This window comes from Nocardia iowensis (genome assembly GCF_019222765.1).
GTDB classification, from domain to species: Bacteria; Actinomycetota; Actinomycetes; order Mycobacteriales; family Mycobacteriaceae; genus Nocardia; species Nocardia iowensis.
In genome coordinates this window covers 7,249,698-7,269,049 of the sequence record NZ_CP078145.1, presented here as the reverse complement: position 1 = coordinate 7,269,049, position 19,352 = coordinate 7,249,698, and the positions used below count along the sequence as shown (strand labels likewise).

Below are 19,352 nucleotides of genomic sequence, written 5' to 3'. Positions count from 1 at the left end.
AGGGCCCTCAGAGCTTCCTGTGGGGGCTGTGCTGGGACTGTTTGGGTGCCCTCTAACCTGCCCCCTGAGCCCTACCTGTAGGGGCTGCACAGTGAAGGTTGCACAGTGAGGAATTGCCCTTGAATTCAGTACCACTCTGCCCAAATGCCGGCCGGAGACCGGACCAACCCGGAGCCGGGAGATGCCGGTGATCAGCCTGCCCGGATATCCCACCTCCACCCAGCTGCTGGACGGGCTGGCCGAGGCCGGGAAACCGGTGATCCTCAACTTCTCCCGCGGCAAGGATTCGCTCGCGGTGTGGCTTGAGCTGGCCGCGCGCGGGATCGAGGTGATCCCCATCCACAAGTCCATCGTTCCCGGTCTGAAGTTCATCCGCGCCGACCTCGACCGCTACGAGCAGTATTTCGGCACCCGCATCATCGACCTGCCAGCCGACTCGTTCTGGCGGATGCTGTCCAACTTGGTATTTCAGCCTCCGGAGCGGTGCGCGATCATCGAGGCTGCCGAGCTGTGGGTGCCCACTCGGGAGGAATGGGACGAGCTCATGCGGGAGGCGTTCGCCGCCCCCGATACCTGGATCCTCGACGGTGTCCGGGCCGCCGACTCGGCCACCCGCATGCTGGCGATCAAACGGTGGGGAGCGGTCAAACACCGCACCCGACGCCAGTCCCCGCTGTGGGACTGGGAAACCCGCGAGGTCTGGGCACGAATCAAAAACTCTGGGCTCGAACCCAGCCCGGACTACCGGATGTTCAAACGTTCCATCGACGGCATCCGCTACGACTATCTCGGTCCGCTGCGCACCCACTACCCCGACGACTACCAAACGATACTGAAATGGTTCCCACTCGCCGATCTCGAAATCTTCCGCGCGGAGGTCATGCATGCCGCTCCCTGACGAAGTCCTCGCCATCCTCAAAACCGGAAAATCCAAAGTCAAAGCCTCCCGCGAAGATATCGCCGAAGCATTGCGCCGCCAACCCCACCCCGACCCGCTCGCCGAGGTCCGTGACTCGTCAACCGGCGATCTCGAAGCCGATGTAAAAGCCGAGCTCAACGCTCTCGGCAAAGGCTTGTCCGGCGCGAGCAAGCAATGGGCCGAGAAGTTCGCGGCGATGAACGACTCCGAATTCTGGATCGCGATCTGCTTCCGCTCCCGCGAACAGAAGGATGAATTCCTCCGCAAGGCCGAACTGATCGAGCTCGGCGATAAATATCTCGACGGTGAGAAGGTCGCCCGCATCCTCGGTATCGAACTCGACAACCAATAGTCTGACCTAGACCGTGAGCCCCGGCAGAGCCTCTGCCGGGGCTTTCTTATGTCCGTCATCGATGTGCGAGGAAAGGAGGAAAGAGAATGAATCGTTTCGCAGCAGCAGGCCGCCGCCTGGGCACCGTCATCCGGGCGGCCGGAGCGCGTGCCCGCAGCCGTATCGCCGGATCACGCGGTGCGGCCTCGACATCCGGCTCCCCCTGACCCACCGCCCGGTGGCCCCCTCTATGTCGGGGCCACCGGCGCCACATCTCATCGAGGAGGCGTAGAAGCCCATGACCGCCGCCCAGGACTACCCGGTGGTCCCTTTGCGCCGGACGGCTCAGCCGGTGTCGGTGTCGGCGTGGAAAACCGATCCACCTTCGTGGCTGACCGAGCAGGCCCGGCTGCTGTGGGAACAACTCGCGCCCCACACCGAGCTCAATCCCGCCAATGTCGGCGAATTCGCCTGCTATGTCGAGGCATTGGCCGAGTTCCAGGAGGCCACTGTCATCCTCGGCGAGACCGGCCTGCTGGTCATTGACGCCGCCTCTGGTGCACCGGTGCCCAATCCGATGAGTGCGGTCCGTGATCGCGCTGACCGCAAGATCGCGGCCTGGGCGGCCCGGTTCCGGCTCTGATGGCTCGACCGAAGAAGACCGCCCCGCCCCGCTCGCAGGCGGCTGCACGTGATGGCGGATCGCGGCCCGGCAAGATCACCGCCGACGATCAGCAACGCATCATCGAGCTACACGCGCAAGGCAAGGGCCGCAACGAGATCGCCGAGCACCTCGGCGTCACCCGCGCCACGATCACCTACTGGGCCCGCAAACTCGAGCTGCGCTTCGATGAATCCCAAACCGCGGAAGCGACTGCCGCGCGGCTCGAACAGCTCAAACGCCGCCGCCTCGATCTCGCCGAGATGATCGAAGCCCAGATCCCCGCTTTGCATCAACGGCTGTGGAGTCCGGTCACCACCTACGAACGCGGCCTGGACTCCCTGGTCCCGGTCACCGTCCCGTTGCCGCCGTTGCGTGATGTCCGCGACGGCTACACCGCGCTGTCGCTGGCGTTGCGCAGCTTGTCGGAGTTGCTGACCAGCCAAAGCAACGACACCGTCGCAAGCGACCGGTCGATGCTCTCGGATCTGTTCGGCAAACTCAAAGCCGCCGTCGACGCCGACACCCAGGCCCCTAGCGAACCAAATGCCGAGGACCTGGTCGGCGCGCTGGGTGCGGACGACGAGCTGGAGCGGCCACTGTGAGCTTTCTGGATGAATTGCCGATCTCCCGCAAACAAGCGGTGTCGATCGTGCAAGCGGTTGCCCGCTGCAATATCTGGGAAGGCGCGATCCGCTCCGGCAAGACCATCGCCTCTATCCTGTGCTGGCTGATCTTCCTGTCCGACCCACCGGCCGGTGGCCAGTTCGTCATGGTCGGTCGCACCCGAGAATCCCTGGCCCGCAACGTCATCGAACCCATGCGCGATCCAGCGTTGTTCGGGCGTCTGGCCGGACGAGTGTCCTACACGATGGGTGCGCCGACCGCGACAATCCTTGGTCGGCGTGTCTACATGCTCGGCGCGTCCGACGCCAAAGCCGAAATGTCGCTACGCGGGTTGACCGTCGCCGGGGCCTACGTCGATGAGATCACCGTCATCCGCCCCGACTTCTTCCGCCAGCTGCTGGGCCGGATGAGCCTGGATGACGCCCGCCTGTTCGGTTCCACCAACCCCGACAACCCCGTGCACTGGCTCAAACGCGAATTCCTCGACCGCATCGGCAAGACCGACGCCGACAGTGAGCTGCTGCTACCGGACTGGCGGACATGGCATTTCGAGCTCGACGACAATCCCGCCCTCTCGGAGAAGCGCAAGCTCCAGTACAAGCGCGAGTACTCCGGGTTGTGGTACCGCCGCTTCATCCTCGGACACTGGGTTGCCGCGGACGGCAGCGTGTTCGACTCGTGGGCCGAGCACCTCGTCGTCGAATGGGCCGCATTGCCGTTGATGCGGAAGTTGATCGCGGTCGGCATCGATTACGGCACCACCAACCCCACTCACGCCGTGCTGCTGGGCCTCGGCGTGGACGGTGTGCTCTACGCGGTAGACGAATACCGCTACGAGCCCTCCACGATGAGCCAACGCAAGACCGACGCCGAATTATCCACCGACCTGTGCGCCTGGCTCGACCAGCCCCACCTACCGGATCTCCGCCAAGTCCGGATGCGCGCTGAGCACATCATCGCCGACCCTTCTGCAGCGTCGCTGCGAGTGCAGCTGCGCTCCGACGGCATCGACACCGCGGCCGCCGACAACGACGTCCTCTACGGACTACGCGTACTGGCGATGCTGTTCGCCCGCAACCTACTTCGCATCTCCACCCGCTGCCCAGCACTGCTGCTCGAGATCCCCGGCTACTCCTGGTCGACCACCGCCACCGAGGAAGGCCAGGACGCACCCATCAAAGTCAACGACCACGGCATCGACGCCCTGCGGTATGCGGTCATCACCACCGAACGCCTCTGGCGTCCGCTGATCGGATTCGATGAGGTACCCGATGCTGCCTGAAGACAACACCCCCTGGCCGCCACCACCGTTCGACGGCTCCCAGAAGGCCATGAAGGTGTGGGATGCCTGGTACGCCGGGGACACCGACCGCCTCGCCGACATCTACCAGCGCTACCCGGCCTACCGGCCCGCGCAGTTCTCCGGCGGGCTCGTCGGCCGCATCGCTCGCTTCTTCTGGGGCCGACCGAATCCCCAAGCCACCAAACGCCTCCACATCCCCCTCGCCGCGGACCTGGCACGGGGTTCCTCGGCGCTGCTGTTCTCCCAGCCCCCACGGTTCGTCATCGGTGAAGACGACGCACGCGGAGACCGCAAACCCGCCCAAGCCCGCCTCGAGTTGCTGCTCGGTGGAGCCGATACCGCCGCCATCTTGCTCGAGGCCGGCGAGCTGGCCTCCGCGTTGGGCGGGGTGTATCTGCGGGCCTGGTGGGATCGCTCGATCAGCGACCACGTCAACTTCGCCACCATGGCCGCGGACTGCGCCATTCCACGCTGGCGTTATGGCCGGTTGGCCGGTGTGACGTTCTGGCAAGTCGTCGCCGAAGACACCACCAGCGGCGAAGTCTGGCGACACCTCGAACACCACGCCCCCGGCCGGATCCACCACGGCCTCTACCGAGGCGGACACGACCAGCTCGGACAGCGCCGCCAGCTCATCGAACATCCCGACACCGCCTGGGCCGCACCGCTGGTCAATTCGAGCGCCGCCATCGCCACCGGCGTCGACACTCTCACCGCCCGGTATGTGCCCAACGTGCGACCCAACCGGGGATGGCGCCACACACCCGGCCTGGCCCAGCTGGGGCGTTCGGATCTCGACGGCCAAGAACCACTCCTGGACGCCCTCGATGAGACCTGGTCGGCGTGGATGCGCGATATCGACCACGGACGCAGCCGACTATTCGTGGACAAGCAGCTCACCCACACGCGAGGCCCAGGCACAGGCGCGACGTTCGATTCCGAACAGGCGATCTTCACCCCGCTGCCCGGAGCGAGCCTGGGCAGCCTCAAAGACGGTGCGCCACCGATCGTTCCGCAGCAATTCGCCATCCGCTGGCAAGAACACAGCGAAACAGCCACCGAGATCACCGAACTCATCCTGCGCGGCGCGGGCCTGTCGGCCTCCACCTTCGGTGACCCCCGCACCGCCGGGCTGGTAACCGCCACCGAAGTCAACTCCCGCGACAAACTCTCTGAAACCACCCGCGACCAGAAGATCAACTACTGGAAAGCCGAACTCGCGCCCTTCGCACGCACCCTCACCGAACTCGACCGCGTCCACTTCGGCAGCCGTATCGAACTCAAAGCCAACCCCGAAGTGCGCTGGCCCGTTCGCGCCCAACTTCCGCCGTTCGAGACCGCCCAACGGCTCGCCGCACTCAAAGCCGCGGACCTGATATCGCTGGAACAGGCTGTGCGAGAACGCAACCCGAACTGGTCCGGCGACGACATCAACGACGAAGTCGACCGCATCCGCAGCGAAGTCGAGCAACGGACCCGCAGTCAGGCAGTCCAACCTCATCTGTCCGGCAGCGCTGCAATCCACGACCGATTCGCGCACTGATCGCGAAGAGCTGCCAGCCCGAAATCCGGTGGGCACATCGCCATTTCGGAACCCGCGCCATCATTCCCTGAGGAAGGAACCCATGTCCGACGACCCGACCCCACCCGCCGAGCCCGCGGAACCGCCTATCGAACCGGATAAGCCTCCGGCCGCCATACCCACCCCGACGCCACCGGCACCGGAGGAAGCCGAGGGACAGGACCCGATCCAGCTGGGGGCGGTGATCGCCGAGCTGCGACGTGACCTGGAAAGCGCACGCACCGATGCCTCGACCGCCCTCGACCAAGCGGCCCAGCAAGCACGCGACACCATGGTGCAGGAGATCGGACGCGCTCTTGGCCTGGTCGCGGACGAGAACACCGACCCCGAGCAGGTCATCGCCGAACTCACCGACCGTGCCAGCACCTCGGATCGCAGGCTGCGCGACTACCGGATCAAAGACGCCATCGCCGCTGCCGCCGACACCCACCGTGGCGATAACAAGCTGCTCGTGCCGTACCTGCGCGGGCTCGGTGCCCTCGACGAACTCGACCCGGACGCAACCGATTTCACCACCCGCGTCGACGCCTTGGTCGCCGACGCCATCGCCACCAACCCGAAACTCGCCAACACCCCACCGGTCGAGCGCTCTGGCGGGGAGTTCAGCGCAGGCAACTCCACCCCACCCGCACCTGCCGTCGAGGACGACATCGAGGCCATCCGCCGCAAAGTCCGTGACTCGATCGCCGACTCGCGCACCTAGGAGATCATCGTGCCCAACATCTTCCTCACTCCAGACGTTCTCGCACGCCGTAGCTTGGCTAACCTCTACGAGCTCACGGTCATGCTCCCGCTGGTCTACCGCGACATCTCCAGCGACTTCGGCCCGCAGAAGGTCGGCAACACTGTCAACGTCAAACGACCCCCGCGATTTGTGGCTAACGAATTCGACCGTGCCCGTGGCATCGTCATCCAAGACACCGCCGAATCCAAGATCCCCGTCGTGCTCGACACCATCGCCGACGTCTCGGTCGAAGTCACCTCCGAAGAACTCACCCTCGACATCGAGAACTTCGACGAGCAGATCCTGCGCCCCGCCATGGAGGCCATCTCCCAGAAGGTCGACCGTGACCTGCTCTCGTTGCGCGCCCAGGTCACCCAGCACTGCGGAGCAGACGTTATGGAGGGCGGCGCCGGCCGTCTGTGGGAGAACCCGGAGAACCTCATCGAGGCCGGTCGCCAGCTCGACATCAACAGTGTCCCCGCGCCGGGACGACGCGCGGTGGTCGGACCGACCACCAAGGCCCGTTGGCTCGGTAAACCGCTGCTGCTGCACGCGGACAAGAGCGACTCCACCGCAGCACTGCGGCAGGGTTCGATCGGGCAGCAGCTCGTCGGGTTCGATACCTTCTGGAGCCAGAACGTCGGCCAGCCGCCCCCGACTCCGGTACCGGGCCAGCCGAGCACAGAAGTCGGAGTCGCCTTCCACTCCACCGCGTTCGCGTTCGCCTCAGCTCCTATGGAACTGCCGCCTGGCGCCGAGGTCTTCACCGTCCAGTACAAGGGCCTGTCGATGCGAGTGGCCATGGACTACGACATCCGCCACAAGACCACCGTGATCTCCGTCGACACCCTCTACGGCATCAAGTGCCTCGACCCCAACCGCGCCGTCCTGCTCAAAGGCCCCGATGCCACCGCTGCTCCCGCATCAGCACCAGACGCCGGAACGGGTGCGCCCGCGGAAACCGGGACCACGGCCAGCAAGCGCACCGCAGCCAAGGACGCGACCAAGACAGGAGCTGCGGCCGCGTGATGCTCGTCTACGCAAAGCCCGCCGACCTCACCAACCGGCTGGATCCGATCCCGTCCAACGCCGTCGCGTTGATCGAGGCCGCCTCTAGCAGGGTCCGCGACATCACCAGCAACGACCTCTACGACATCACCCCGCCCGGACTACCCGCCGACGACGACCTGCGCGACGCACTCCGCGAAGCAACCTGCCTCCAGGTCATCGCCTGGACCGAAGCCGGAGTCAACCCCGCCACCGCCGGGCTGAAAGCCGAGATCGCCAGCCAAAGCGCTGACGGAGGATCAGTCTCCTACATCCGGCCGGACCCGGCTGCGCTGCGCCGGGCATCCGAATACCTGTGCCACGAAGCGGTTCTCGTCCTGCGCAACGCGGGCCTGGCCAGCGGTCGACCACTCATCTGCTGATGAACACACCCGACTATCCGCACGGAGTGATGCTCGAGATCTACCGCGAAGGCGAACCCGACGCCTACGGCGACCTCCGCGACGCCGACGGCCAACTACTCGACCGCTACGCCCGCCTCAGCCACACCATCGGCCCGTGCGCTATCTCCTGGACCACCAGCGAGGAATACATCGACGGCGAAACCATCACTGTCGCAGGACAAGTCACCGCTCCGCTCGGAAGTGATGTGCGGGCTACTGACCGAGCGAAGATCGCCGGAGATCCGTTCCGGATAGTCGGGGCCATAGTTACCCCGCGCAACCCCATCACCAGCTGGTCGCCAGGCACACGGTTCCGCATAGCGCGTGGATTCTGAATTCATGCGAGTCCTGTTGTGGAGCTAGCTAAGTCCAGAGATCGCCGTCTGTGCCCACTCCTGAGCTCCCTCCGCGGCACCAGCCACGACGCCATTGGCGACGGGCGCGAGTACACCCCGGAGCATGGTCACGGCGCGGCGCAGCCTTCCCGGCTCCGGTTCAGGTTGGGTGATCTCGGTCAGAACGTCCTGCGCGGCCGATTCGGCGTCCTCGCGGTCCTCATCGCTGAGTCCTACCTCGGGAAGCTGGCGCAGCAGATCGGTGACGAACCTCGCCAGATCCTCGAATCCTGCGGTGACCGTGCTCTCATGCTGCTGGTTCTGGGTGACGGTGTCGTTGCCCCAGGCAATCTGCGCGCCGGAAACGTCCCCGTTGAACACCGGGCCGTTGTAGTTGTTGACCGTCGTCCCGGACCCGAGCGGGGGCAGCTCGGGCATCGAGGTATGTACCGGTACGCGTATCGGGCCCTGCCGGTCAAATTCACGTTGCAGATCTCGCATCAACTTGGCGATACCCTGCCTGTTGATCCCGCTGTTCGCCACGGTCCTCCGATCGCCGATGTGTCGGCTCGACGGTACGCCGAGACGCCGACGCCAAGCATGGATAGCCGCCTTGACTGGCCCTTCGAACCACATCGACACCGAGCAGGACCCTCGTCTGCCCGGTTGACGAACCCGGCACAGGAGGATTCGTGGACTACGACGCAACTGACAACGAACTCGACCTTGCCGTTGACATCGGCGAGGACACCCATCAGATGCTGCAACAGATCGTCGAACTCGGCGCAGACTACTGGCGCACCCGGTCCCACCGCCGCACCGGCCACAACGCCAGCTCAGTGATCGGATACGTAGATCCCGGCCACGGCCACCAGTTCGGCGTCGTCTACGCCTACAGCCGATACGCCCGCTATCGCGAACAAGGCACCCACAACGACGCGGCCGAGCACGTCATGGCCGATCTCGTGCACATCATCGAGGGCACGTGATGCCCGTGTACCCGAACGTCCACGAAGTCCTCATAGCGTTGCTCTCCCCGATCGCAACCACGGTCAAAGCCAAACGCCAGGGCCAGCCGCTGCCCTACAACGTGGTCCGTCGCATCGGCGGCGCCGAGGACACCATCACCGACCGGCCAATCGTCCGTGTTGACACCTACGCCCACACCGACGAGCAGGCCGAGCAAATCAAAGAATCTTGCCGTCAACGCATTACCGATTCCGGCTGCACTCTTGTCGACGGTGTCCTTATCGACACTGTTCGCGAGATCACTGGCGGCCAAGACGCCCCCGCACCGGACCCCGCAGACCGGAAACAGACAGCGGTATATCAACTATCGTTTCGCTCTATCTGAGAAGCCTCCTCCACAAGAATCGCAGTTGGCGGGGGCTGAAACCCGTCCGGCCACTGGGTATCTGACGAGTACTCAGTACCATCTAGCACGATTCCCTCAAGGTTCGCGAATCGAAGATCAGTGCCCTGAAGTCGTCCATTCGACAGATTCGTGCGTCGAAGATCCGCGTATCGAAGGCTTGCCCAATCCAACTCTATGTCTTGCAGATCGAGAAACGGAATCGATGCCCTATCGAGGCTCGTGTCATCATTTCCCCAAGCACCGTGTTGACGGTAAGCGATCGTCTCGACTATTAGAGTGCGGATCGCGATCTCTCCGACCTCTTCCGAGATGGGAACTTCCCGCTCGTTCGTCGACGGCGTCTCAGGCATCGGAACCCGCAGGTATGCACGAAGCAAGTCGACGCAGACTTCGCGTTCGCTGCCCCGACCGACCGCGTCCCAGTCGTCGGCCAGCGCAATCAACGCATATACCCCTGCGAGCCGGATCGCGGGAGAGCTATCCGCGATCTGACTCGCGATTGTGTTGAACCGATCGCGCAGGGCGACGTCTCTGTCGTGGTCGGCCCGCTCGCGGTGACGCGCGTTTTCGTCGTCGCGGCCTTCCTTGCCATTGATGTATACGATGCTGGCTGCTGCGACAGCTGCAATTCCAGTCAGTCCTGTGGCGATAGGTTGCGCGGCGATATCCCAGAACTCGCGCGAAAGGTAATGGGAATAGACGTCGTTGGCGGCCCAGCCAAGGATGACGCCTATGGCAAGCGTAGCTGGCAGAGCCACGGCCTTCATAAGCCGTGTAGGTCCATGCCTCGGCGGAGCTCCGTTGCCACCCATTGCATTTGTCTACCATGCTCTACTGCACGATTGCGCTGATATTGCTTGATTCGTGACCACGTCATGGTCCGCCGATTGACGCATCGAGGCCCTGATCTCCCGGTAGCGGCCCATATGTCCACGCGCCTATTTCTTTGCGGCGCGAAAACCGCAAGGGCGTTACAGGAGGTGGCGATGCCCGGTGCATCTGACCCGGCAACATCGATGGCGCAGCTTCCCGACTCGCCGGGTGATGAAAGAGCACGGCCGATCTTCAGAGAGGAATTTTCATGGCGGTAGCAACATTCGAGCAGATAGCCAGCGCGAACAAGGATCTGCTGCTCAAACCACTCAAGGGCGCGGTCTTGGTCGCACCGATGACCGCCGATGTGCCGATCAAGTTCACCGCGGGCGCAGACGCGAAATTCCAGTCGCTGGAGGGGTATTCGTCGCTGGGGTTGATCGACAAGGCCGGTGGCCCGCAGTTCCGTCCCGAGCAGCAGCTCTCGGAGACCGAGAGCTGGGGTTGGCTCGAACCGACTCGTTCCGACATCGTCAAGCGCGACATGAGCGTCGGGTTCACCGCTCAAGAGTTCAAACGTACTGTGCTGGAGCTTGTTTCGGGCCGCAGCCTGGCGGATGTGCAGGCGGACGCGGTAACCAAGGAGCTGTCGTGGAACGAGCCGGTCGCCCCGGACACCATCCACTATCGGGTGATCTTCTTGTTCGTCGACGGTGTCGGTGCACGCGAGAAGTGGGTGCTGCGGATCATGCCGCGCGCGTCGGTGACCGAGGTCGGTCAGCAGCAGTGGAACTCGGAGAACATCGCGGCGTGGCCGATCACCGTCAAAGCCACCGCCGATGACAAGCTCGGCTACTCCATGCGCAACGTCCTATGTGGCCCCGGGGTCGGGAACCTGGTCATCCCCATGGGCTTCACCGTCGCCACACCAGCGGCGACCCCACCTGCAGCCGACAAGGAAGACACTGCGAGCACACCGAAGAAGGTGGCATAGGTGCCGAACTCCTCCAAGCGCCGCAAACCACGCCGCCGCCATCCCGACTCCACCGCGCCACAGAAATCGACGTGGCTCCAGATGCGCGACGAAGCCCGCGCGACCAGGAACCAGAAACGCAAGCGCCCCTACATGTTCGACGGCACCAGCCCGCCGACCCCGATCCATGAACCCGACACAGTGTGGCAGGTGCTGACCCTCGCGGCGCTGCTCGACGGCCAGGACATGCCCGCCGGCCGAATCCGGGAATTGTTCGAGGCCATGTGCGGCGACGGATTCGACGACGTATGGGCGGTCGTCCGTAGCGAGCCCGTCGAGGTCTTGTGGCCGTTGTTCGACGCCATCAACCGCCACTTCAGCTCACTACCCGACCCAGAGCAGCCAGGTGAGCTGCCGGGGGGCTGACGGGCCTCGTGCTGCTCATCGAGGACTTCGGTGAGCACATCGAGGCCGACCTGTTCACCCGCGGCTGGGACCTGCTCGACTACATGCGTGGCAAACGCCCCTGGACTCAGCTGATCCGGCTGCTACGACGGCAACCAATATGGTCGCACTACCAGGCCGCGCTACTGATGGACCCCGAACTGGGCGAGCGTCGCGCCGCCGAACCAGAGCCCGAAGACGCTGAGCCGCAGCCGCTTTCGCCGCTGCATTACGACCTCCCGGCACTGTTGGCGTTGCGGCATATCGACGTCACCAAGGAACTCATCCGCGTCGTCGCCTCGGTGTTCGCCGACTCGCCCGCCGCGCCGTTGCCGCCCGAGCCGCGCCCGATGACCGCCGAAGCGCACGCGCGTGCCCGCGCGGATCGTGACCAGGTTCTGGGGGTTCTGTCCCGGCTGGGGGTCCAACTGTAGAACGGCGGTGAGCTGGTGGCGCAGCCCTATTCCGCCGGTTCGGCCCGCATGACCGTTGTACCGGAGCTGGCCCGCGACTTCGTCGACCGGTTGCGTGGTCAGCTGTTACGGATCCGGGAGAACCTCTCGGTGCGGATCGTGCCGAACCTGGGTGAGTTCGCTACTGAGCTGCGCACCAGGTTGGCCAGGTTGCGGAACTTCTCGGTGCGCGTGCGGCCGGTCCCGGACCTGGACGGGTTCGCTGCCCGGTTCAACGCGGCACTGGCGCCATTTCGGGGCCGGGTGATCCGGATTCGGATCGAGATCGACAACTCCCAGCTGCTGTTGCTGTTGCAGTTGCTGGCGCAACTGACTCGGGCCGGTGGCCCGGCAGGGATGTCGATGGCGCGGCTCGGATCAGTGCTGAGCCTGGCCTCGGTCGCGGCCGGAGTGTTGAAAGCGGCACTGATGGGCCTAGTTCTGGCGTCGCTGTTCCCGCTGGTCGCGGTCGCCGCACAGGCCGCTGGCACCTTGGGGTTGCTGCCCGCGGCCGCCGCCGCAGCCGCGGCGGGTATCGCGACGATCGCGGTCGGGGTGTCCGGGGTCAAGGACGCCTTCGCGGCGGCCAAGCAGATGTCGGAGACCACGGGCAAGGACGCCGAAACCCATTCCCGCGCTATCGCTTCCGCCCAGCGGGGAGAGCAGCAGGCCACCCGCGCGGTCACGTGGGCCCGCACCGACCTCAACCGCGCCTACGCCGACGCGGCGAAACGCTTGCGCGACCTCGAGCTCCAAGCGCGCGGCGCGGCGTTGAACGAGAGCGACGCTCTGCTCTCGATCGCCGAGGCCCGCCGTGACCTGGCGCAGCTGCAATCCACCGACCCGCTGGAATACGTGCGCGCAAACCAGCGCGTCGCCGAAGCCGAGCAGCAACTGCTCGAGGTGCGAGCACGCCGCGCCGACATCGATGAACAAGCGGCTGATGCCCAGCGCAAAGGCATCGGCGATGCCGATGAAGTCGTAGCCGCCCGCGAACACCTCGCCGACGCCGAAACCCAGCTCGCCGATGCCCGCACCGCCGTGGCCGAGGCGAGCGCCCAAATGTCGCCTGCAGTCGAGGTGTTCGAGAGGGCCGTGGCCAAATTGGCCCCAGCGGCACAGGATTTCGTTACCCAGATCCGCGGACTCGGCTCGGAATGGACCCGATTCCGGATGGCGGTGCAGCAGCCGTTGTTCAACGGCCTGGGCGACTCGGTCGTGCGCCTGGCCGATGCCCAATTGGAGCGTGTGCGTGAGGGATTAGCCGGGATCGCCGCCGCGATCAACGCCGGTGTCCGCCGCGTTCTCGATGACCTGGCGACACCGGCGACCGGAGACAAGCTCGAGAAGATCTTCACCAACGCCCAAGCAGCGATCGGGCCGCTGATCGACGGCGTCAACGACCTCCTCCAGGGCCTGCTGAGCTTGGCGGGAGTCGGTTCAGAGTTCCTGCCCGATACCAGCCGCACCTTCGCCGATACCATGGCCAGCTTCCGAGCCTGGGCCGAAAGCCCGGCCGGGCAACAGAAATTCCGGGACTTCCTCACCGATTCCCTCGACGCGCTCGACCGCATCTGGGAGCTCGCCAAATCCATCGGCAAAGCCCTGGCCGGGTTGATCATGACGGCTGAGCCTTCGGGTGAGTCGATGATCGAGTCGCTGGTGCGCAACCTCGACCGATTCTCCGCTTGGTTGAACTCACCCGAGGGCCGCCAGGCGATGCGCGACTTCTGGGAAGACGTCCGCACCACCGTCACCAACCTCGCCAGCCTCGCGGTATGGATCGGGCAAGCGGCCGAGAAGGTGTATGAGTTCCTCGACGCGATCCGAGACCTCAGCGGTATCAACATCTTTCAGGGTGCGCTGTTCACTCTGATCGAGCAGCTCGAGAAGGTGCCAGAGCGTTTCGACAAGATCCGCGAATGGCTCAACGAGCATCTGCCTAGCGCTCTGGGTGGAGCGGCGTTGAGCCTGACCGGGTTCGGCGACTCCCTCGACGGGCTACGCGGGCGGGTGTCGAGCATCGTGTCCGGGATCGGCGACGCCTGGGATGGATTGCGCGAGCGCACGGCTGCGCCGATCAACTGGGTCATCGAGCACGTCGTCAACGGCGGCTTCCGTGCGGCCTGGAACGCCATCCGCACCGTGGTGCCCGTGCTCACCGAATGGAACGGTGAGGTCCCGCTCATTCCGATCACCGGACGCGCACGCGGCGGCCCCGCGAGCAAGGGCCGCGTCACCGGGCCGGGTTCGCGGACCTCGGATTCGGTGCCCGCCTTGTTGTCTCGGGACGAGCACGTCTGGACCGGCGCCGAAGTCGACGCCGTCGGCGGGCACGGCGCGATGCTACTGCTGCGCCGCTCCGCTCTAGCGGGACAGCTGCCTGGATTCCGCGATGGCGGTGGACTGTTCGGGTCGGTCACCGACTGGGTAGGCGACCGATTCGCCTCCGTCGCCGCCGGAGTACGCGCCAAGATCGCAGATTTGTTCCTCACCCCGGTCCAGGCCCTGGCCGACACTGTTCCCGACTTCGGCGGTGGTATCGGGGAACTGCCCCGCGCCGCCTTGGCGCAAGTCACCGATTCCGCCGCCGAGGTGATCGCCGGCCGAACCGCTGGCCTGCGCGCCGCAGCCGATGCCCGCGCGGCGCTGCCGCCAGGTGAGGGGGTGCAGCGGTGGCGGGCGATGGCCATCGAGGCGCTCAAACGTGTGGGCTTCGACCCAGCGCAGGTCGACATCATGCTCTCCCAGATCGAGTCCGAGTCCGGGGGAGACCCGGATATCGCTCAGCAGATCGTCGACATCAACGGCACCGGCGAATCCGCAGGCGTCGGGTTGTTGCAGATCATTCCGGGAACCTTCGCCGCACACCGCGATCCAGAACTACCCAACGATCGCCGCGACCCGTTCGCCAACATGGTCGCCGCCCTGCGCTACTACAAATCCCGCTACGGCATGGATTTGTCGCAGATGTGGGGCCACGGGCACGGCTACGACTCCGGCGGACTGTGGGAGCCGGGGACGCTGGGCTGGAACACCAGCGGCAAGACCGAAGCGGTCCTGACCAACGACGAGTGGCGCTGGCTGCGGGAACTCATCGACTCGCGTGTCCCGCTCGTGCCGGGACAGCAGAAACCGGGTTTGGACGACCCTGCTCGCAAAGGGCTGGGGCTGGACACGTGGGAGAGCCTGGGACAGAAGGCCACCGAGACCTTCAGCAAGGCGGGCATGGAATTCCTCAGCGGCCAGCTCGATGACGCCCTGTCGGTGGTCGGTACCCCGAACCCGTTGAACTCCGAGCGAGTCCGTGCACTCCAGGCCTATCAGCGCTCCTATGAGGTGTTCGAGGCCACCAAAGCCGCTCGCGCGGCCGGGGCCGCGGACTACCAGTCGCTGATGAACCAGGCCGCACCGCCACCGGTCCCCACCGTCACCTCGCCAGCGGGCCCGATGTCAAACATCGACAACTCGACCCACATCACCGTCCAAACCCGCGACGTCGACGAAGGCTACCGCCGCGCCCAGCAGATCGCAGATCTGCGCGCACTCCAATACACCGCGAGGGGGTGAAACCACTGCTGATGCAACCAGATTCAGTCACCGTCGAAGTCTTCGGTGTCGATGACTCGCACTGGATCATCAACGGCCCCAACGCCGACCGCGATGTGATCACCCTGGCCACCAACCCCAAGGGCATCGGGGATGCTCCGGTCACCACCAGCTACAAGTCCTCGGTCTACCAGCGCGGCGCGACCTATCAGGGCAAACGCTATCTCAAGCGCGACATCACCTTCGCGGTCAACATCCACGGCACCGACGACGAGGAATGGGAACAACGGGATTCAGCGTGGCGCAACGCCTGGGACTACGAACTCGACGCCTGGGATCCCGACGCCACGCTGACGAAAATGCAGATCAGCACCGACCGCTCCACCCGCTGGCTCTGGCTCGCGTTGGACCGCAGCATCGAGTTCGAGTCCGAACGCGACCCGCACCTGCTACGCAAATCCGTTGTCCCCATGGCCGTTACGGCCGCACAGCCGATGTGGGAAGAACCCATGAAGATCACCGTCTGGGAGAGCGGGCAGGGCTCGGGGGAGGGGTTCATCGAGGTCTCCAATCCCACCGACCTCGAGATGGCCCAGAAATGGGTGCTCACCCGCGGACGGTGGCGGATCCCGGATGTGTCGTGGATCGGCAAGAAATACCAGCGCACTCCGGGCGGCCGGTACGGCAACCGGAAGATCACCCTGCCGATGCTCGGCGACCGCGAAGGCGGAGCCCGCATCGACCTGGACCCAGCGAAGCTCTACGTGCGAGACCTAGGCGGCACCAACCTCATCGGCCGACTCGGCGGGCTGCACTTCATGCACCGCATCCCGCCGCGCACACCACCGACGCTGCTGCCGATCAGCGTCACCGACGCCCCGGCCGGTGGAGCGCGCGCCGAGCTACGCCAGCCCCGGCTGTGGACGAGGGCCTGGGGGCTGCGATGAGCATCGACCTCGACGCGATGAGCCTGGCCGAGCAGTGCGAAGCGATCTGGGACGCCACCCTTGCTGCAGAACGTGCCGACGATCTCGAACGCCTCGCCCAACCATTGATGCGGTTATGGGACGGGCACTGGCGCCTGGCCGGGATCATCTGCTCGGAATACCGCGCAGAGTTCACCTGGGTCGACAACGACACCGGCACCGCCCTGGTCGAAATCCCGCTCGACGACCCATTGGCGAAATGGGTGTGGCGCACCCGCGCCCGCATCGAAGCCAATGAAGGCCGCAACATCCACATCACCTGTGACAAGCCCGACGGCACCCGCTGGTCCGGGCATCTGCACGACCACTCAGTCGAGCGCCGCGCCGACGGCAGCCAAGTGCTGACCCTACGGTTCGTCCACGATTTTCAGCACACCAAGTCATATCTGATCTGGTCAAACCCGTTCTTCGGCCCTGACGTCCAGATACCGCGCACCTTCGGCCCCGTCCCCGGCCCGGCGCGGTGGGCGCTGAAACTGCCACTGCTGTTGAACGTGATGCGCGAGCAGATGCAACAGCACGGCTGGCGCCTGCCCGACGATCCGCTCGACCCCGCCTCCTGGCTGGGTGCTGTTGGCCTGGACATGTCGACCTGGTCGGTGGTCGTCGCCCCGACCAGCTTCGCCGAAGACCTCGCCGCCGGAACCCTTTGGGCCGTACCGCATTCACGGTTCAGATACTGGTTCGACATGGCCCTCGACATTCTCGAAGACGCCGAGCTGTCGGTGCGGTGCCGTCGCTGGCTCGAAGGCGACCCGCCACCCTGGCCAGGCGCCCCGAGGTTGCGCCACGGAGTGCTCGTCATCGACATCGTGAATTCCTCGGGCTTCTACAGCGACACCTCCAATGGCGGCAACCCCTTCGACGGGCTGGTCCGCACCGTCGCACGGTTCTCCGAGGATTTCATCGACACCATCGAAGAACCAATCTTCGATCCGGTCATCCCCGACGACTACTCAGTCCCCGGCCATCGGCGCACCGACGTCACCACACCGTTTGTGGTGTATTTCGACGGCCCCGAGACCGGCATCGAGACCTCCAAATTCACCGAGACCGCCGCTACCGCAGTGCAAGTCGTGACCGGAGGGCATTCGATGCCGGGGGTTGTGGGTGCCCCACCCCTGAACCAGGGTGGGGCACCCACAACCCGACTCAGCCGACGAAGGTCTGTCTGCCGCAATACAAATGGCAGGCGATCTCCTGGCCGCCGCAATCGTGCTCCCGCCAGTGGGCGGAGCCACCGACGCTTTGTTACGCCCCTTGTATCAAGGAACGCTGCTGGCCTGGCACGCCGTCAAATCCAATGCACGAGAACAGAACTCAGGCTGGTCAAGACTGTTCGAGTACCTGGTCGGCTCGCCGGGGCGAGCGTACACCATCGCGGCAATGATGGCCCTACGCAAGGGCTTTCATGACACACGAGCGTGGTTCTCCCACGAGATCACCGTGCGCGACGGCGCACCGTACGTAATCGGCGAGGGCGGGCACTGGTTCATCGGTGACCGCATCGGAGCCACCGCACCCGGCGATGACACCTACACCATCCGCGTCGACCGCGTCCGTGAACTCACCTTGGCCTGGGACCGCGACCAATTCCCCGAATGGCGGCCCGTCATCGGCGATCCCACCGGCAACAAAGACCGCGGCCAACGCACCCTCGACATGGTCTCCGACCTCGTCGCTGGTGTGCATGAACTAGGCGTGCTTGCCTAGGGCAAACCATCCGCGTCATCGTCACCGATGAACTGTGCGTATCGCTGGACCTTCCTGTCGAGCGCACGCCTCTCCAGGTCGTTCTCCCGCTGCTGATCTTTGGCGAACGCGACGAGCTGCTCGTCGGTGACCGGTTTGTACGTGAATTCAGCTTGCAGTGCTCGTAGTGTTACGCCTTTTGCATCCCGGACTACCACCCTCAAGACGGAAACCGGTTTAGGCTCCGGCTTGCCATCCAATATCGCCCGCAATCTTGCGAGTTCGTATTCGCCAGGGACTTCGAAGAACTGCTCGGAATATATCGCCAGTGCCAATTCTTCGTATGAGAAGAATGTGTCCCGGTGGATATGAAGCTTGATGAGGTGGCTGTCAGGTTTGCCGAGTGCCCCCGTTCCAACCCAGACCGACATGCCATCGTGAAACACCTCCCAACTGTAACCTTTTGAATCCGTACTGCCGCTGCTGGTCCCTGCATCGCTCGAGTCTTCGGTATCCACCCCGATGGCAATCCGGTGGCGACGGTTCAACCACAGCTGCCTATCGAAACGCCCGCCATCACCACCCGCCTTATTCTCGAGTGCGGCGATCCTGCACGCATCTACTATCGCCGTCAGCGTTCCGGGCTCCGGAAAATGCTTGCCGCCAAGGGCTTGGTAAATCGTTGACCGCGAAGGGGCGCGGCCTGCGGTGCGTTTAACAATTCTCGCGACATCGCCGCCGTTCGCGCTGGCCGACGACACTAGTCTTCTCAGGTCTCCGGCAAAGGCCTCAACAGCATGTCGTTTCGGCGCAACCACGTTTCAGTAACCTTATTCTGTGATCTGCTCAAATCGTAGCCACATGTATGAGTATGGCAGCTCCCAAAACTATCACTCCAACGCAGGCGCACATGCGGGCCGTTGACGCCCACCCAGACATCGCCATTCGGACAGTCATCCCGATTTCTTTCCACACGCTGGCTCCTAAGGGCAGTGAATTGCAGTAGCAAGTGCACCAGATCGCGGGGCAGTTGTCACCGGGACGGGACGAAACCGTACGAGTACGGACAAATCCAGACACAGGTCGGACGCATGGTTCTGGCCACTCCCGCGATCCGGCTTCGTGGGCGCGGATG

At 64.7% G+C, this 19,352-nt stretch carries 21 protein-coding genes and 1 pseudogene; 19 read left to right on the top strand and 3 right to left on the bottom strand.

Features of this window, described 5'->3' with window-relative positions; genetic code table 11:
• Positions 1 to 181: 181 nt before the first annotated feature.
• From KV110_RS33450 to KV110_RS33405, 10 genes are all read left to right on the top strand, one after another.
• Complete coding sequence (locus tag KV110_RS33450; protein ID WP_218471152.1) at positions 182 to 898, top strand: adenine nucleotide alpha hydrolase family protein; 717 nt, start codon at positions 182 to 184, stop codon at positions 896 to 898.
• The gene (locus tag KV110_RS33445) at positions 885 to 1,271 is read left to right on the top strand and encodes a hypothetical protein (protein ID WP_218471151.1); all 387 of its coding nucleotides are present in this window, start codon (positions 885 to 887) and stop codon (positions 1,269 to 1,271) included. The genes KV110_RS33450 and KV110_RS33445 overlap by 14 nt, the downstream gene beginning before the upstream one ends.
• A 277-nt stretch (positions 1,272 to 1,548) precedes the next feature.
• A complete protein-coding gene (locus KV110_RS33440) occupies positions 1,549 to 1,893 on the top strand; it encodes a P27 family phage terminase small subunit (RefSeq protein ID WP_218471150.1) in 345 nt (114 codons plus the stop codon).
• On the top strand, positions 1,893 to 2,516 hold the full coding sequence (locus KV110_RS33435; RefSeq protein ID WP_218471149.1) for a helix-turn-helix domain-containing protein: 624 nt from the start codon (positions 1,893 to 1,895) through the stop codon (positions 2,514 to 2,516). The genes KV110_RS33440 and KV110_RS33435 overlap by 1 nt, the downstream gene beginning before the upstream one ends.
• Positions 2,513 to 3,820, top strand: coding sequence for a PBSX family phage terminase large subunit (locus KV110_RS33430; RefSeq protein WP_218471148.1), 1,308 nt, complete (start codon positions 2,513 to 2,515; stop codon positions 3,818 to 3,820). Before KV110_RS33435 ends, KV110_RS33430 begins: the two co-directional genes overlap by 4 nt.
• Positions 3,810 to 5,384, top strand: coding sequence for a phage portal protein (locus KV110_RS33425; protein ID WP_218471147.1), 1,575 nt, complete (start codon positions 3,810 to 3,812; stop codon positions 5,382 to 5,384). The genes KV110_RS33430 and KV110_RS33425 overlap by 11 nt, the downstream gene beginning before the upstream one ends.
• Before the next feature lie 82 nt (positions 5,385 to 5,466).
• A complete protein-coding gene (locus KV110_RS33420) occupies positions 5,467 to 6,126 on the top strand; it encodes a hypothetical protein (protein WP_218471146.1) in 660 nt (219 codons plus the stop codon).
• Between the two features lie 9 nt (positions 6,127 to 6,135).
• Positions 6,136 to 7,176: a major capsid protein gene (locus KV110_RS33415; protein WP_218471145.1), complete on the top strand. Its 1,041-nt coding sequence runs from the start codon at positions 6,136 to 6,138 to the stop codon at positions 7,174 to 7,176.
• A complete protein-coding gene (locus KV110_RS33410; protein ID WP_218471144.1) occupies positions 7,176 to 7,577 on the top strand; it encodes a hypothetical protein in 402 nt (133 codons plus the stop codon). The genes KV110_RS33415 and KV110_RS33410 overlap by 1 nt, the downstream gene beginning before the upstream one ends.
• On the top strand, positions 7,577 to 7,933 hold the full coding sequence (locus KV110_RS33405; protein ID WP_218471143.1) for a hypothetical protein: 357 nt from the start codon (positions 7,577 to 7,579) through the stop codon (positions 7,931 to 7,933). The genes KV110_RS33410 and KV110_RS33405 overlap by 1 nt, the downstream gene beginning before the upstream one ends.
• A 24-nt stretch (positions 7,934 to 7,957) precedes the next feature.
• On the opposite strand, the gene KV110_RS33400 is transcribed toward KV110_RS33405, so the two are convergent.
• A complete protein-coding gene (locus KV110_RS33400; protein WP_218471142.1) occupies positions 7,958 to 8,476 on the bottom strand; it encodes a hypothetical protein in 519 nt (172 codons plus the stop codon).
• A gap of 149 nt (positions 8,477 to 8,625) precedes the next feature.
• Here KV110_RS33400 and KV110_RS33395 point away from each other — a divergent pair, with 149 nt between their 5' ends.
• Positions 8,626 to 8,922 carry a hypothetical protein gene (locus KV110_RS33395; protein ID WP_218471141.1) on the top strand — a complete coding sequence of 99 codons (297 nt, stop codon included), beginning with the start codon at positions 8,626 to 8,628 and terminating at the stop codon, positions 8,920 to 8,922.
• Positions 8,923 to 8,927: 5 nt separating this feature from the next.
• On the top strand, positions 8,928 to 9,287 hold the full coding sequence (locus KV110_RS33390) for a hypothetical protein (protein WP_218471140.1): 360 nt from the start codon (positions 8,928 to 8,930) through the stop codon (positions 9,285 to 9,287).
• Here KV110_RS33390 and KV110_RS33385 read toward each other — a convergent pair.
• On the bottom strand, positions 9,263 to 10,075 hold the full coding sequence (locus KV110_RS33385) for a pentapeptide repeat-containing protein (protein WP_218471139.1): 813 nt from the start codon (positions 10,073 to 10,075) through the stop codon (positions 9,263 to 9,265). The genes KV110_RS33390 and KV110_RS33385 overlap by 25 nt on opposite strands.
• Before the next feature lie 314 nt (positions 10,076 to 10,389).
• Here KV110_RS33385 and KV110_RS33380 point away from each other — a divergent pair, with 314 nt between their 5' ends.
• From KV110_RS33380 to KV110_RS42185, 7 genes and pseudogenes are all read left to right on the top strand, one after another.
• On the top strand, positions 10,390 to 11,115 hold the full coding sequence (locus KV110_RS33380; RefSeq protein WP_218471138.1) for a phage tail tube protein: 726 nt from the start codon (positions 10,390 to 10,392) through the stop codon (positions 11,113 to 11,115).
• The gene (locus tag KV110_RS33375; RefSeq protein WP_218471137.1) at positions 11,116 to 11,520 is read left to right on the top strand and encodes a hypothetical protein; all 405 of its coding nucleotides are present in this window, start codon (positions 11,116 to 11,118) and stop codon (positions 11,518 to 11,520) included.
• An 8-nt stretch (positions 11,521 to 11,528) separates the two neighbouring features.
• A complete protein-coding gene (locus KV110_RS33370) occupies positions 11,529 to 11,972 on the top strand; it encodes a hypothetical protein (protein ID WP_218471136.1) in 444 nt (147 codons plus the stop codon).
• Positions 11,973 to 12,020: 48 nt separating this feature from the next.
• Positions 12,021 to 15,560 (top strand): transglycosylase SLT domain-containing protein, encoded by a 3,540-nt coding sequence (locus KV110_RS33365; RefSeq protein WP_218471135.1) that lies wholly within the window; start codon positions 12,021 to 12,023, stop codon positions 15,558 to 15,560.
• An 11-nt stretch (positions 15,561 to 15,571) separates the two neighbouring features.
• Positions 15,572 to 16,486: a hypothetical protein gene (locus KV110_RS33360; protein WP_218471134.1), complete on the top strand. Its 915-nt coding sequence runs from the start codon at positions 15,572 to 15,574 to the stop codon at positions 16,484 to 16,486.
• Positions 16,483 to 17,619: pseudogene (locus KV110_RS33355) on the top strand (Gp37-like protein); the annotation flags it as partial. The gene KV110_RS33360 and the pseudogene KV110_RS33355, both read left to right, overlap by 4 nt.
• A gap of 91 nt (positions 17,620 to 17,710) precedes the next feature.
• Complete coding sequence (locus tag KV110_RS42185; protein ID WP_454189642.1) at positions 17,711 to 18,238, top strand: Gp37-like protein; 528 nt, start codon at positions 17,711 to 17,713, stop codon at positions 18,236 to 18,238.
• On the opposite strand, the gene KV110_RS33345 is transcribed toward KV110_RS42185, so the two are convergent.
• Positions 18,235 to 19,035, bottom strand: a complete 801-nt coding sequence (locus tag KV110_RS33345) for a hypothetical protein (RefSeq protein WP_218471131.1) — start codon at positions 19,033 to 19,035, stop codon at positions 18,235 to 18,237. The genes KV110_RS42185 and KV110_RS33345 overlap by 4 nt on opposite strands.
• Positions 19,036 to 19,352 lie beyond the last annotated feature (317 nt).